Annotated in this window: 12 protein-coding genes and 1 tRNA gene; 11 read left to right on the top strand and 2 right to left on the bottom strand. The window is 59.7% G+C overall.

Annotated features, from left to right (window positions below):
• Positions 1 to 119 precede the first annotated feature (119 nt).
• Positions 120 to 2,012, top strand: a complete 1,893-nt coding sequence (gene glmS / locus OBACDRAFT_RS19730; protein ID WP_043588583.1) for a glutamine--fructose-6-phosphate transaminase (isomerizing) — start codon at positions 120 to 122, stop codon at positions 2,010 to 2,012.
• Positions 2,013 to 2,028: 16 nt separating this feature from the next.
• Positions 2,029 to 2,514 carry a tetratricopeptide repeat protein gene (locus tag OBACDRAFT_RS19725; protein ID WP_043588582.1) on the top strand — a complete coding sequence of 162 codons (486 nt, stop codon included), beginning with the start codon at positions 2,029 to 2,031 and terminating at the stop codon, positions 2,512 to 2,514.
• Positions 2,515 to 2,604: 90 nt separating this feature from the next.
• Here the strand turns inward: OBACDRAFT_RS19725 and OBACDRAFT_RS19720 are convergent, their stop codons facing one another.
• The gene (locus tag OBACDRAFT_RS19720; RefSeq protein WP_052362293.1) at positions 2,605 to 3,360 is read right to left on the bottom strand and encodes a sulfite exporter TauE/SafE family protein; all 756 of its coding nucleotides are present in this window, start codon (positions 3,358 to 3,360) and stop codon (positions 2,605 to 2,607) included.
• A 371-nt stretch (positions 3,361 to 3,731) separates the two neighbouring features.
• Between OBACDRAFT_RS19720 and cimA the strand changes: the two genes are divergently transcribed.
• A complete protein-coding gene (cimA, locus tag OBACDRAFT_RS19715; RefSeq protein ID WP_425601742.1) occupies positions 3,732 to 5,474 on the top strand; it encodes a citramalate synthase in 1,743 nt (580 codons plus the stop codon).
• Between the two features lie 176 nt (positions 5,475 to 5,650).
• Here cimA and OBACDRAFT_RS19710 read toward each other — a convergent pair whose 3' ends face one another.
• Positions 5,651 to 6,964, bottom strand: a complete 1,314-nt coding sequence (locus OBACDRAFT_RS19710) for a DUF1343 domain-containing protein (protein ID WP_043588655.1) — start codon at positions 6,962 to 6,964, stop codon at positions 5,651 to 5,653.
• A 167-nt stretch (positions 6,965 to 7,131) separates the two neighbouring features.
• Here OBACDRAFT_RS19710 and OBACDRAFT_RS19705 point away from each other — a divergent pair, with 167 nt between their 5' ends.
• The 8 genes from OBACDRAFT_RS19705 to OBACDRAFT_RS19665 all read left to right on the top strand — a co-directional run bounded on the left by OBACDRAFT_RS19705 (position 7,132) and on the right by OBACDRAFT_RS19665 (position 14,006).
• Complete coding sequence (locus tag OBACDRAFT_RS19705; RefSeq protein ID WP_043588578.1) at positions 7,132 to 7,959, top strand: MBL fold metallo-hydrolase; 828 nt, start codon at positions 7,132 to 7,134, stop codon at positions 7,957 to 7,959.
• A gap of 56 nt (positions 7,960 to 8,015) precedes the next feature.
• Positions 8,016 to 8,779 (top strand): IS5 family transposase gene (locus OBACDRAFT_RS26985; RefSeq protein WP_088179265.1). Its coding sequence is split into 2 segments (ribosomal slippage): positions 8,016 to 8,388 and positions 8,388 to 8,779, totalling 765 coding nucleotides; the frame shifts between segments, so codons are not numbered across the junction.
• Positions 8,780 to 8,918: 139 nt separating this feature from the next.
• A tRNA-Cys gene (locus tag OBACDRAFT_RS19690) sits at positions 8,919 to 8,992 on the top strand.
• A gap of 127 nt (positions 8,993 to 9,119) precedes the next feature.
• A complete protein-coding gene (locus tag OBACDRAFT_RS28615) occupies positions 9,120 to 9,404 on the top strand; it encodes a hypothetical protein (protein ID WP_157837214.1) in 285 nt (94 codons plus the stop codon).
• 235 nt (positions 9,405 to 9,639) lie between these two features.
• Entirely contained in the window at positions 9,640 to 12,087 is a 2,448-nt protein-coding gene (locus tag OBACDRAFT_RS19680; RefSeq protein ID WP_157837213.1) for a hypothetical protein, read from the top strand.
• The gene (locus OBACDRAFT_RS28610) at positions 12,084 to 12,500 is read left to right on the top strand and encodes a hypothetical protein (protein ID WP_157837212.1); all 417 of its coding nucleotides are present in this window, start codon (positions 12,084 to 12,086) and stop codon (positions 12,498 to 12,500) included. The genes OBACDRAFT_RS19680 and OBACDRAFT_RS28610 overlap by 4 nt, the downstream gene beginning before the upstream one ends.
• Positions 12,501 to 12,508: 8 nt before the next feature.
• Entirely contained in the window at positions 12,509 to 13,204 is a 696-nt protein-coding gene (locus tag OBACDRAFT_RS25840; protein ID WP_157837211.1) for a hypothetical protein, read from the top strand.
• A complete protein-coding gene (locus tag OBACDRAFT_RS19665; protein WP_052362281.1) occupies positions 13,194 to 14,006 on the top strand; it encodes a deazapurine DNA modification protein DpdA family protein in 813 nt (270 codons plus the stop codon). Before OBACDRAFT_RS25840 ends, OBACDRAFT_RS19665 begins: the two co-directional genes overlap by 11 nt.
• Positions 14,007 to 14,340 lie beyond the last annotated feature (334 nt).

Here is a 14,340-nt window from a genome sequence, read left to right as displayed (position 1 = left end):
AAATTGGTTTTGTTAAATTACCGGGTTTTTGAAGAACGCTGACTGAACAGGGCGGGAAACAGACCTTGCGAAGACTCTTCGCCACTGCGTAATTTGCCAGCCAAAATCCATTAAATTTCATGTGTGGCATCGTCGGTTACGTAGGCAAACAACGCGCAGCATCCATCCTTCTCGAAGGGCTCAAACGGCTCGAATACCGAGGCTATGACTCCGCCGGCCTTGCCGTGCTCCAGTCCGGCGGCCTTGCGCTCGTCAAGAAAACCGGACGCGTTGCCAACCTCACCCGCCACGCCGCGCAACAAAAACTCACCGGCACCACCGGCATCAGCCACACCCGCTGGGCCACGCACGGCGGCGTCACCGACGACAACGCCCACCCCCACGTCAGCAGCGACGGCAAAATCGTCATCGTCCACAACGGCGTCATCGAAAACTACGTCTCCATCAAAAAATTCCTCCTCACCAAAGGCTACACCTTCACCTCCGAGACCGACACCGAAGTCCTCTGCAACCTCATCGCCTACCACTACGCCAAGGAACCCGAACCCACCCCCGCACCCGAAGGCACGCCCGACGGCAGCCGCCTCCTTGAAAGCGTACGCAAAACCCTCCTCCACGTCGAAGGCACCTATGGCATTGCCGTCCTCTGCGTGGACACGCCCGCCGAGATGGTCGCCGCGCGCAAAGGCTCCCCCCTCATCCTCGGCGTGGGCGACGGCGAACTCATCCTCGCCAGCGACGTCTCCGCGCTCGTCAGCCGCACGCAAAACGTCGTTTACCTCAAGGACGGCGAACTCGCCCACATCCGCCCCGACCCCGACAACGCCCACAAACCCGGCTTCACCATCACCACCCTCGAACTCGCCGACGTCTCTCCTGTCATCGACATCGTCACCTGGTCCGTGGACGAAGCCGAACTCGGCGACTACGCGCACTTCATGGAGAAGGAAATCTTCGAGCAACCCCAGGCTCTCGAAAACGCCATGCGCGGACGCTTCTCGGCCGACGGCAGCACGGCCAACTTTGGCGGCCTCAACCTCACCGCCGCCGACTTCCGTGCCATTGACCGCTTCATGTTCTGCGCCTGCGGCACCGCCCTCCATGCCTGCATGGTCACCGAACACCTCATCGAACGCTTCGCCCGCGTCCCCGTCGAATGCGACTACGCCTCCGAATTTCGCTACCGCAACATCCCCCTCACGCCCGACACCCTCTTCTTTGTCATGAGCCAGTCCGGCGAGACGATCGACACCCTTGCCGCCCTCCGCGAAGCCAAGCGCAAAGGCTACAAAGTTCTCGCCATTAACAACGTCGTCGGCTCCACCATCGCCCGCGAAGCCGACGGCGGCATTTACCAACACGCCGGCCCCGAGATCGGCGTTGCCTCCACCAAAGCCTTCACCTCGCAAATCCTCATCGGAGCCATGCTCGCGCTCTACATTGCCCGCCTGCGCGACATGAGCTTCAGCGACGGCGTCACCTACGTGAACGCCCTCAAGTCCGCCCCCGACCTCGTGCGCCGCGCCCTCGAACAAGCCCCGCACATCGAAGCCATCGCCAAACGCCATGCCAACGCCACCGACATGCTCTTCCTCGGACGCCTCGCCCTCTACCCCATCGCCCTCGAAGGCTCCCTCAAACTCAAGGAAATCTCCTACATCCACGCCGAAGGCTACCCCGCCGCCGAGATGAAGCACGGCCCCATTGCCCTCATCAGCGCCAAATGCCCCGCCGTCTTCTTCGCCCCCGGCGGCGAACTATTTAACAAATACGTCTCCTCCATGCAGGAGATCAAAGCCCGCGGCGGCCCCCTCATCGTCATCACGACCGACGACGTCGATTTCCCCGAAAACCTCGCCGACGAACTCATCCGCATCCCCGCCTGCCACGAGGCCGTCCTGCCCATTGTAGCGACAATCCCGGTACAACTCCTCAGCTACTACATCGCCCGCGAACGCGGCTGCGACGTGGACAAACCGCGCAACCTCGCCAAGTCCGTCACCGTCGAGTGACCCCCTCCGCCCGGCCATGTCCGACTGGAAACCCATTCTCGACGCCATCATCGGCTCCCGCCACGGCGGGCAGACCGACACCCTTGTCCCGCGTCTCCGCGACCTGGATACACGCCACCCGCGCGTGGCCGAAATCCAGTATCAACTCGCCTGGACCCTCGACACCCTCGACCGCCCCGCCGACGCCCTCCCCCACTACGAACAAGCCCTCGCCCTCGGCCTCTCCGATCCCGGCGAGCACATCGGCGCCCTCATTGGCCTCGCCAACTGCCAGCGACTCACCGGCGCGCCCGCCCGCGCCGTCTCCACGCTCGAAACCGCGCGCCTCCAGTTCCCCGACAACCCCGAATTGCTCCCCTGGCTCGCCCTCGCCCTGCACGACGCCGCCCGTCCCGCGGACGCCCTCCGCGAACTCCTCGAATTACTCCTCGACACCACCGAGGCCCCCGAACTCATGGCCCAGCAGCGCGCCCTCCGCCACCACGCCGCCCGTTTGAAATAACGGAGGGCGGGTCTCCCGACCCGCCGACGGCACGAAGTGCCGCCCATCCGAAAAGCCGCATGTCGCGCGTAACATCAGCTACGCCAGACCTCACCCCTTGCAACAACTCACCCCTCTGGACGCCGGAGGTTCATGCCCCATTTCATGCCCATGCCCCCCCACCACCCCCGCGCTGCGCAGCAACATGAGCACGCCAAAAACCACCAAAACCACCCCGGCCAGCCGCGTCAGCCAGCGCCGTGAATCCGCGCTCACCCGGTGCCCTGCCAGCGTGACCAACAACAACCCCGGCAACGTTGCGAAACCGAAAACATACGCCCCCGTCACCACGCCCAGCACCGACCCCTGCCCCACCAGATAAAGCAACGCCGCCAGCGACAATCCGCACGGCAAAAACCCGTTGAGCCAGCCAATCAACACGCTCTTCCACACCGACGTTGATTGCCACAACGCCCGCATCACCCCGCAGGCCCCCCCCCCCAGCCGCTCCGCTGCCGCCGTGAACAACGCCGGCCTCCACTCCAGCGCATAACCCAACCCCAGCCCCACCATCACCAGACCGGCGACCCAAGCCACCACGCCCTGCACCGACGCCGGCGACATCGAAGACGTTGCACTTCCCGCCAACTCTCCCGCCGCGAGCAGGAGCAACCCTAAAAACACGTAGGACGTCGCCTTGCCAAACTGATACGCCACATGCCGCGCCACCGCCGCCCGCCGCCGCGCCCCTCCCCTCCCCCCCCCCCCTACGCCAACCGCCAGTGCAAACGGAGCGCACATGCCGATGCAATGCCCGCTGCCCAGCAGCCCCATAATCAACACCGCTCCATAGTCTGCAAAAGTCATGGTCATTGGCAGGCGTCTCCCCCCCCCCGGGCAAGGGGAAAAAAGGGAAAAGGAAGCCCCTCAATCAAGCGCCCAACGGAAGCGCAAAATCCGACGAAAGCAACCCCCTGGCCCCCCAAGAAACAGGATGTTGCGGAGGGCGGGTCTCCCCGACCCGCCAGACGGTGCGAAGCACCGCCCATCCGGAAAAACGCGGCTGCGCCGCGTTCCAGCGGGGATTGCCCCCCCCCCCCCCTCCTTCCAGCGACAAGCCCTCACTATGCGCTCGACAGCCCGCCCTGCATTCCCTTCTCATCCACGCCCTGTTGATATGACCGACCGCCGAATTACCGCCGCCATCATTATTATTACCGCCCACCAGCCCGGGCGGCATGATGCGGCGTAAACGCACTTACTTTTTTCCATCTACGCCGATTTTCATCATCGCCCCGGGCCCGACGCCCGGGGTTTTTTGTTCTTATTTTCCATTCCCGACTCCGATCCCACCCTCTCCACTCACCGATCCTTTTCCAATGACCACGACGACCCAGACACCCACCGCCCAACCCGTAAAAATCTACGACACCACCCTCCGCGACGGCACGCAGGGGGAAGGCATCAGCTTCTCCGTGACCGACAAACTCCTCATCGCGGAAAAACTCGACCAATTTGGCGTGGACTACATCGAAGGCGGCTTCCCCGGCTCCAACCCCCGCGACATCACCTTCTTTGCCGAAGCGCAAAACCTCCGCCTCAAGCACGCCCGCCTCGCCGCCTTCGGCTCCACCCGCCGCGCCGGCATCAAAGCCTCCGAAGACCCCCAACTCCGCACCCTCCTCGACAGCGGCATGCCCGTCATGACCCTTGTCGGCAAAACCTGGAAACTCCACGTCACCGAAATCCTCCGCACCACCCTCGAAGAAAACCTCGCCATGATCGCCGACTCCGTCGCATGGCTTGCTGCCCAAGGGCGCGAAGTCGTGTACGACGCCGAACACTTCTTCGACGGCTACAAGGCCGACCCCGACTACGCCCTGCGCACCCTCTCCGCCGCCCTTCACGGCGGCGCCCGCTGCCTCACCCTCTGCGACACCAATGGCGGCACTCTCGTGGACGACTTCAAAACCATCGTCGCGCGCGTCGCCTCCGAATTTGGCGGCGACAAAGTCGGCGTGCATTGCCACAACGACAGCGGCCTCGGCGTCGCCCTCACCCTCGCCGGCGTCTCTGCCGGCGCCACGCTCGTGCAAGGCACTGTCAACGGCTACGGCGAACGCACCGGCAACGCCAACCTCGTCACCGTGCTCCCCAGCCTCATCCTCAAAATGGGCCGCTCCGCCCACTGCGCCCCCAACCTCAAGAAACTCCGCGAACTCTCCCTCTACTTTGACGAACTCGCCAACCTCAAACCCGACACCAAAGCCCCCTACACCGGTCTCTCCGCCTTTGCCCACAAAGGCGGCCTCCACGCCAACGCCGCGCAAAAAGTAAAATCCTCCTACGAGCACATCGACCCCGCCCTCGTCGGCAACCGCACCCGCGTCCTTGTATCCGACATGGCAGGACGCTCCAGCATCGCCATGAAGGCCCGCGAACTCGGCTTCGACCTCGACGAAAAAGCCCCGCAGATGAAGACCCTCATCGAACAACTCAAGGACCTCGAATTTCGCGGCTACGAATTCGAAGCCGCCGACGCCTCGCTCAAACTCCTCCTTGCCCGCACCCTTGACCGCGCCCGCACCTTTTTTGAAGTCCAGAGCTACCGAGTGATCGTCGAGCGCGAAGGCGACCGTCTTGTGGCCGAGGCCACCGTCAAGCTCACCATCGACGGCCGCTCCTGCCACACCGTGGCCGAGTGCAGCGGCCCCGTCGGCGCGCTCGACAAAGCCCTCCGCCTCGCCTTGGAGGAAGCGTATCCACAGATCAAGGACGTCGTGTTGCGCGACTTCAAGGTCCGCATCCTCGACGGACGCAACGGCGCCAACAGCCGCACCCGCGTCATCGTCGAATCCAGCGACCGCCAGGACACCTGGGGCACCGTCGGCGTGAGCGACAACGTCATCGACGCCTCCTGGGAGGCGCTGATCGACGCCGTCAACTACAAGCTGTTCACCACTGGAGGGCGGGTCTCCTGACCTATACGCGCTAACATCTTTTCAATCGCCACGCATTTCTTGAGATTATTTCAGCAGAAAACAGCGATTTTTAGATTTAAAAGGCTGGTTTGAATCAAAAAATGAAGAAAAAACGAAACATGTTAGCGCGTATAGGTCTCCTGACCTGCCCGCCCCTGCCCTCCCGCCTTCACGCGCTACGGCTGATACAGCCAATACCGCCGCGTATTCTGCTGATACACCGCATTGAGGCGCGCCCACTCGGAACGAAAACCTTCGAGATTCACCTTCGCACCATCGCGCTTCAGCGCGTTCCACCACGCCATCGAACCGACATGGATATTGAAACTGCGCGTCTCTTGCGCGTTGAGCGCCGCGAAGGGATTGGGCGGATTGTAGCGGCACGCGAGCCGCATCAGTTCAAAGCTCAATTGCGTCGGCTCCCACGCGTCCCAATTCGTGATCTCGACGTAAAGCGCGCTCGCCGGTTTGCCATCGAGGGCCGTGCCGTTGATCTTGCGAAACCCGACGCCGTTGATCTTGAGCGCAGTGAGATCGGCGGCCAGTTGCTCAGGTTTCTTGCCCTTGAAGCTCAACCCGCGAAACGGATGTTCCTTGCCCACGCCGTGTTTGAAACCGCTGTATTCGCAGCCGAGCCCGGTCATGGCATAGCCGATCACCGCGCTGAAATCGCGCACCATGGGCGAAGTCGGCACGAAGGTTAATCCCGTCTCCGGCCAGCGCATCGAGCGCCGCCAGCCGCGCATGGGCACGATGGTCAGGCGTCCCTTGACGCGCACGGATTCGGGAACGTCGAGCACGCCGGGCATCATCGCCGCGATGCGCGCCAGTTCCCCGATCGTGAGTCCGTGGACATACGGCACGCGAAACGCACCCACCCCGCTCATCAATTCCTTGTCCAGCGAGGGACCGTCCACCTTGAGTCCGCCGAGAGGATTGGGACGGTCGAGCACGATCACCTCCACGCCCGCCGCAAAGCACGCGTCCATCGTATAACGCATGGCCACGGTAAACGTATAGGAGCGCACGCCGATGTCCTGCAAATCGATGACCACCGCATCGAGTCCCTTCAACTGGGCGGGCGTGGGTTTGCGGTTTTTGCCGTGCAACGAATACACCGGCAAACCCGTCGGCGTGTGGATTTCGTCGCCAAAATTCACCGACGCCTTCACCTGTCCCGACAGGCTGTGTTCGGGTGCGAAGAGAGCCACGAGTTTTGTCTGCGGAGCGCGACGCAACACGTTGATCGTGCTCTCGCCCCGGCGGTTGACGCCCGCCTGATGCGTGAGCAGTCCGATCTTTTTCCCTGCCACGGCCCGAAATCCCGTTTCCTCCAGCACATCAATGCCCAGCATCACCGGATATACGACGGGCGGAGCGGACGGAAAACTCACCGTCGGCGCAGGCGCCACGGGAGCGGCAGCCACCGGGGCGGCTGTCGGTGCGGGAGTAGCGGGAGCAACGGGTTTCTTGCGTGCGCTGCAAGCCATGAGAGCCAGAAGGGGGAACACAACAACGGCGAAAAATCGGAGGAGTGAGGAACGCGGGAAAACAGGCATGCGGAAGAAAAACGATCACTGTGTTTTCCTCCGCCGACACGTCGAGCGCCAATCTTTAGCCTTTCGGCCCCGGCGCATTCCCGCCTCACTTGGCGGTCATGCGGATTCCACTCGAAGACAATTTCACCGACGTCATTGGCAAAGCCCAGCGCGGCCTCCACCTCACCGACGAAAACCTCGCCAGCCGCGCCGGCGTCTCGCTCGAAGACCTGCAAGCCGTCAAAGGCGGCAAAGTCCAGGTGGCCGTCATTCGCCGCATCGCCCGCCATCTCCGCCTCTCGCCTGATGCGCTCGAAGACCTTGCCAACAAAAAATGGTATCCCACGCAGCCCGTTTTCCCGCGCGGCTTCGCCATGTTCAACACCCGCTATGGCGACGGTGACATGACGGTGAACAGTTACCTGATTTGGGACGCCCGCACGCGCGAGGCCGCGGCCTTCGACACCGGGACGGATTGCTCCGCCATGCTCGACATCATCGAGACCGAAAAACTCCGCGTTCGTCACCTGCTGCTCACCCACACGCACGAGGACCACATCGCCGACCTCGCGCGCCTCGCCGCCGCGACCGGCGCCGAAGTCTGGTCGCACGAACGCGAGACGATCTCCCATCCCGGCGCGCGCACCTTCGTTGAAGGCGCCTATTTCCACATCGGCCCCATCTCGATCAAAACGCTGCTCACATCGGGACACTCGCCCGGTCTGACGACGTTTTTTGTCACCGGCGTGAGTTGGCCGCTGGCGGTGTGTGGCGACTCCATTTTTGCCTCCTCGATGGGCGGCAGTGCCACGCACTACGCCGACCAACTGCGTAACAACAAAGAAAAAATCTTCACCCTCCCGCGCGACACCGTGCTCGCCCCCGGCCACGGCCCGCTGACCACGCTGGCGCAGGAGAAAAAGCACAACCCGTTTTTCGTCCGCTAGAGCGTGTAGTCACGAGATAAGATTGACTGTTTTTTTTCGTGATGGAGAATGTCAGCATGGCGAAAGATCAACACCGTCACGATATTTCGGACCGAGTTTGGCGCGTTCTGGAGCCGCTGCTACCTGGAAGGAAAGGAGCGTGGGGAGGGGTGGCGGAGGACAACCGCAAGTTCCTCAACGCGGTTCTGTGGATTTTACGCACTGGTGCGCCTTGGAGGGATCTTCCAGAGGATTACGGAGGGTGGGGCAACACGCACAGGCGTTTTTGTCGCTGGAGAGACAAGGGGCATTGGGAGCGCCTGTTGTCGGAACTGATGAACGAGCCCGATTTCGAGTGGCTCATGATTGATGCCAGTCATGTCAAAATCCATCCGCATGCGGCGGGAGCCAGAGGTGGAAACGAGGCGATCGGTCTGACAAAAGGGGGCGAAACACCAAACTACATTTGGCCGTGGATGCGCATGGTATGCCGGTGCGAGTCATTGTTACAGCGGGTTCCACGGCTGATTGCACACAGGCTGGCAGGTTGATTGAAGGCATTGCCGCAGACCATCTGATCGCCGACAAGGGATATGACACCAACGCCATCATCGAAATGGCGCAGGCCGCAGGCATCTGCCCGCAGATTCCTCCAAAGACCAATCGCATAGAACAACGCGAATATGACCCTTATCTTTATCGGATCAGGCATCTGGTAGAAAATGCATTCCTACGACTCAAACAATGGCGCGGCATCGCAACCCGATACGCAAAACGAGCCTCCTCTTTCCTCGCTGCCGTCCAATTCAGGTGTGCCATCCTCTGGGCTTCAATCTCGTGACTACACGCTCTAGGAGAGTGACGAGGAGGGCGTGGCGGGAGAGAGGGGGGGGGGGGACGGGAGGCGTGGCGATGAAAAAACATTTTCAGGACTTGCGCGCCCGGGTGAATCCCTGCAATTTCGCGGCCCTTTTGATTAAGGCGCGATAGCCAAGTGGTAAGGCCGAGCTCTGCAAAAGCTCTACCGCCGGTTCGATTCCGGCTCGCGCCTCCAATTTTTACACGCTGATTATCAGCAAGTAACAACGGCCAGTGAAAGACTGGCAGCGGTTTGGCAGCAAAATGCTGCCACCGCCACCCTCCCCCCCCGCCCCCCCATTCTCTCGTTAAACGCCCGTGAAATGGCCTGCGCAGGCCGTTTCCGGGTCTTTTTATTGGGCGAACGCGGCGGGAAAACGGCCACGGCCCGGAATAGGCAGCGAAAACGGAAACTGACCGCACACGAAACCCGGCGCGGTTTGCAGCTTTGGGAACTGCGCAAACAGCACGCCGCCGTGCGCCGGGAAATCGGCACGGGAGCCCATACACGCACGCAGGCCGAGCTTCTGACGCTTTTGCATAAAGCACACCGTCTGGAGGCCGAAATCGACGCCTTGGCGGGCGAATTGGAGGGCGAAACGGCATGACTCCCCTGTCAGGCAAAGCCGTTTGCCCGTCACCACGGCGGGTTTATTCCCCGAAAGAAGCTGCATCCGCTCTCGCTGAATGGGGAGTAGCCGTCTCTGAAAAAGGGATCAGGCGCGCATGTAAAAAACGCAAGCTGCGCAGGGTAACGTCCTTTGGTGGACGCTACTACATCCCCGAAACCGAACTATTTCGCTGGGCTGGGATCGTGGATCAGGCCGAACCGGAGGGCGCGGCATGACGGTTGACGAACAACGACGCGATACGCCGAACATGGCGCGATGGGAGCGGGAATTGGAGCGTGTGTGGGATGATCCCGCATGTGCGGAAATGTTCAAATACTACGCGAACCCGGCCCCTGAAGATAAATTGGGGACCGCCATTCGTGAGGTATGCGGCCAAATAGCGCGGAAAAAACGGCGTGCGCACATTGCTCGCATCGTGGCGAAGGGATGGGCGGAGCTTCCTTATTTGGAACGGAATGAGTTGCGGCGTGAGATGCGTATGGCGGCGGGCCGGGCAGCTCGTGTTGCGGAGTTGGAGGAAGAGGCGCGGGAAAAACAGGTCGCCGAAGAACAGGCGTGGCAGGATTTGGACAATCTCATTTTGGCGGCGAAAGCTCCAGACCCGCGAAAATGGGAGGAAACGGCGTTTATGCGGACACTGAAAGTGACCGATCCGCGTGAATATAATCGGATAAAGGCCAAACAACTGGAGGATATCTACAATACGCATCCGGCATATGCGGAACATCGGGAGGAGAATCGAAAATTCCGGCAGAACTATCGGGAGGAAAACGGCCAAAATTGGGAGGATCGCTGGACAAAAGAGGATGAGGAGATTGAGGCCCTGCTAGAACGCGAGACAGCGGCGAAGATTGCGGACGTTGAGAGTGTGGAGGGTTTCCGCGAATCAGATTATCTGAAGGTTGTCCGGCTGCGGACGGGACTGAAAATGGACGATGAAACACGCGGGGAGGCAGCAGAGGCACGGGAAAAGCAATACGAACAGTCGGTCAAGGTGTCCTGTGCGTTGGAGTCATGCGGTTTCCGAGGTTTTGGGGACGGCCCGCAGATGTGGATTGTTGATTTTATTTTGCAGAGGGCGATTGCCTGCCCCGGTTTTGCGAAGTCGGTATTGATTCCGGCATCAGCGGAAAAGGCGCGTGGGAAAATACGAAAACTGCTGAAGTTTTTTTTGAACCTGCCGGGGCATCAATACGACCAGATGGTAACGTTTACTTGGGGGCAGCGCGTGCCGATCCGAACGAAGACAAACGGAGCGGAGTTGCGGGCGGCATCAGGGAATTTGTCTCGGAGGGTTTCCATTTTAAATCGCCTGAAGTTCATGCGCGATTTTTACGCGCAGATACAGTTTCGCGCCAATGAATGCGGCGAACTAAAACGTGATGCGGAAGGCAACCCGACCGCCCATCTACATTCACACACGATTACCCATTTCGGAAAATGGCTCTCCAGAAATTGGGACGGTTATCTGGGCAAGACAGAAAAGGATGTGCGGGATAAATTTGGGCCGCCCTCACGTATTCGTTTCTCAAAGAAGCGCACAGTAAAAATGCTGATTTACCGTCCGTCCCGAAAGCACGGGCGGGATGGCACAAGGACAGGCCGTTTTTTAATCAGCCTGAAAAGGAAAAAGGGCATCGTGATAAAAACGAAAGGCGCGATGGCCGAATGGTGCCATATCGTGGATGAAAAATGGGACGCGGAATGGCAGATCGACGGCGCCATTGAGGGCATCCAAGAGGTGACGAAATACACGATGAAGGGAGACGACTTGGTGAAGTTGTCCTCCCCCGAAATGAAGGCGCTGGCAACGGCGATGGTCAAAATGCGGCGCGTCCAGAAAATGGGTGAATTTCGCACGGAAGCAAAACGCCTTTGGGAGCAGTGCAAACGGATCGAAATGGTCAAAGGACAGCAGATAAAGGCGGAAAAAACGGCGGCGAAAAACGCGAAAAGGGGAAAAAGGGCGCTCAAGGAAGCGGGGGAAAACGGTGCCGTGTTAATGCCGGTGGAGTTTCACGATTGGAATTGCCAATCGAAAACGCGCGGGAAAACGGACCCCGAAAAGGAACAGGAAAAGGACAATCGGAAGCGCCGGGATGAGGTGAAGAAAAAATGGGCCGGGCCGGAGCAGGCGGATGCGCATGTAAAATTAAGGGAAAAAATTGAGAGGGAAAAGGACATCGAACAGATACGCCTTGGTGTCCCGGTGCTTTTGCCATCATTGCCGGACATCCCTCCGTCTGATCCAGACGCTCGCAAGGCTAGACGGAATCGCAGCCAAAGTTGTCCGGCGTTCCGCAACCGCGTTGTCGCGAGGCTAACGCCGGGCTGGTGGCATCGGGATCAGGAGTTTGCGACCCCGGCTTTTGCCGTGTGGAGCGATAGTCCGCCAGATATTGATCAACTAATTAAAGATAAGCGATTTGCAAAAGATGCCGTGGCGATTGGCCGGGAGTGGTATAAGCGCGCAACCGGGCGCGAGGCGGTCCCGGTGCCTTCCGAACTGAGAGTTCACACCAGTCCCATAACTGGACGAAATTTCACGGAGTTTTTGCCGCAGTTTTTACGACGAGAGACGTGGGAGCCGCCCGAAAAAGGGCAGGAACCACCGCCCCCCCTCCCAATCGACACCCTTTTCGATTTATCAAAGTTATGAAAAACGACGAAAAAAACGCCGAAACGCCTCCCCCTGCCCGGAAGGAAAAAGGGGAGCTAAGGATACAGTTCTCAAAGCCCGTCCCCGCGCTTTGGATACGGTATCAACACCCTGTTTTTGGACAGGACGAATTGCGTGTCACCGTATGCGAAGTCGTTAGCATTCGCGGAGACATCGCAACGGTGTGCATGCGCGAATTGGACCAACACAAAGTGGCGTCAGTGAGCGTGCGCGAACTGTGCAGTTCCACGGAAAAAGGCCTCCGCCGTCTTGCCGGACACATTTCGGACCTGTTGGCCCGCCCGCCGTCCGTCACACTGGCAGGGAAGGAGACCAGCGGATCAGAAACACCCTCTTTTCTGACACGCTCATTGAGCGGTAGTGAGCACGTCAACGCGGAGCGAATCGGATGAAACCGGGGATGCACAACACAACGCGAACTCTGTCCGCTGAAATGGACGCGTGGAAAACACGGCAAATGGCGAGGATGGCCGCGTTGATGCCGCCGCCGCGTCCGCCGCGAGTCCCGACTGTGCCGGGCACGTCAGAGCCTTTGCCGTGCGTTTTTTCGGACGCCGAATTGGATGTAATTTGGCCGAAACTACAAAACGTCACCCCACGCATGATGTCCTTTGACGCCCGTTTTCTGCGCACGGATCGGGAACGGTTGACGCCGAAAGGTAAAGCGTTGGTTCACGAAATTGCCCACCGTTACCGGCGTCAGATGTTCGGAAAGGCAAGCCGGACCTGGCACATCGCGGACACCGTCGAAGCGTTTCAGAAATGGGCAAACAGGCGGATAGCGGAAAATATGTCTCCCCTTTTTATTCCATTAAAACGCGAATTTTTTGAGGCGTTTGAACGTGGAAAAAAAACGGCGGAATACCGGCTGTATGGACCGCGTTGGAATGAGCGGACATGCCGCGTCGGGCGTGCCGTTGTCCTTTCATTTGGATACACACACCGCAGATTGTGCGGTGAAATCGTGCATTTTTCGATCTCGGCAACCCCGCAACTGCTGCCCGGATGGAACGCCTGTTATGGCGACACACACCGCACCGCCGCCGTTATCGGCATCACGGTTTTGCGTAACCCGGAGGTGAAACATGACGAGTGATAACGAGACATTGTTTTCACCGGCTGGTTGGGCGGGGTGCCGATTTTTCGTAGGTTTAGATGATATCCACCATGCCGAAAATTTTGACGCGACCTTCATCTCGGTTAACCGGTTGCAACGGCGGAAGTCTGACTTTCCGGTGAATGAGTGGATCATGGATAGTGGGGCGTTTACGGAAATTGCGACGCATGGGCGCTATCGTCACTCTGTCGATGATTACCTCGGGCAAATCGAACGGTGGAGACAATGCGGCAAGATGCTGGCTGCGGTCTCGCAAGACTACATGTGCGAACCGTGGATTCTCGAAAAAACCGGGATGTCCATTGCGGAGCATCAGAATTTAACCATTGAGCGTTACGATGCGCTGCGCGGTCGGACAACCGCTTACATTTTGCCTGTGCTGCAAGGGTATCATCCAGACGACTACGTGAGGCATGTGCGCGCCTATGGTGTGCGCCTCGCAGACGGTCAATGGGTCGGGGTGGGTAGCGTTTGCAAGCGCAACGCCTCGCCGGACGCGATTTTGGACGTTTTGCTGTCGATCAAGCGCGAACGGCCCGACCTGCGGCTCCACGGATTCGGCTTAAAGAAAACGGCACTCGAAGACGGCGGCGTGTTCGGCCTGCTCCACTCTGCCGACAGCATGGCATGGAGCTATGCCGCCCGGCGCGAAGGTCGAAATTGTCACGACTGGCGCGAGGCGGCGCGCTACGTTCACCACGTGCGGTCCGCACCGCGCCAAGGGAGACTATTACTTCAGCCCAACCCAAAAGCCTCCAACCCGCAGGGTTTGGAGGGGTGAATTGTTACGCTTTTTTGAATACAATGAAACGACGCAAATCCATTGCTAACATCCACTCCAACCTCTGGCGCAGGCTATTGCTTGTCCTAGCGGTCCCGTTCGTTGTGATCTTGTCGATACCTCTCTTTCTCTGGAAAGGCGGACTAACGGAATGGTGGTGGGAGATGACCGGTGGTATCCCGAGCGCATTTGCGCGCACTTGGAGAGAACAACCGCCAAAGCGTAACACCTGATTCAGCCAACGGAAGTTAGTATATCATCATGAAAGGGAAAACCCGCACAGAGCATCAATTCCGCCGTCGCGTTGGCCGTTGGCTGTCGTATCGGCGCAGAG

Source organism: Geminisphaera colitermitum TAV2 (assembly GCF_000171235.2).
GTDB lineage: Bacteria > Verrucomicrobiota > Verrucomicrobiia > Opitutales > Opitutaceae > Geminisphaera > Geminisphaera colitermitum.
Note: the sequence above shows the minus strand (reverse complement) of the source record. Positions and strands in the feature narration are given on the sequence as shown.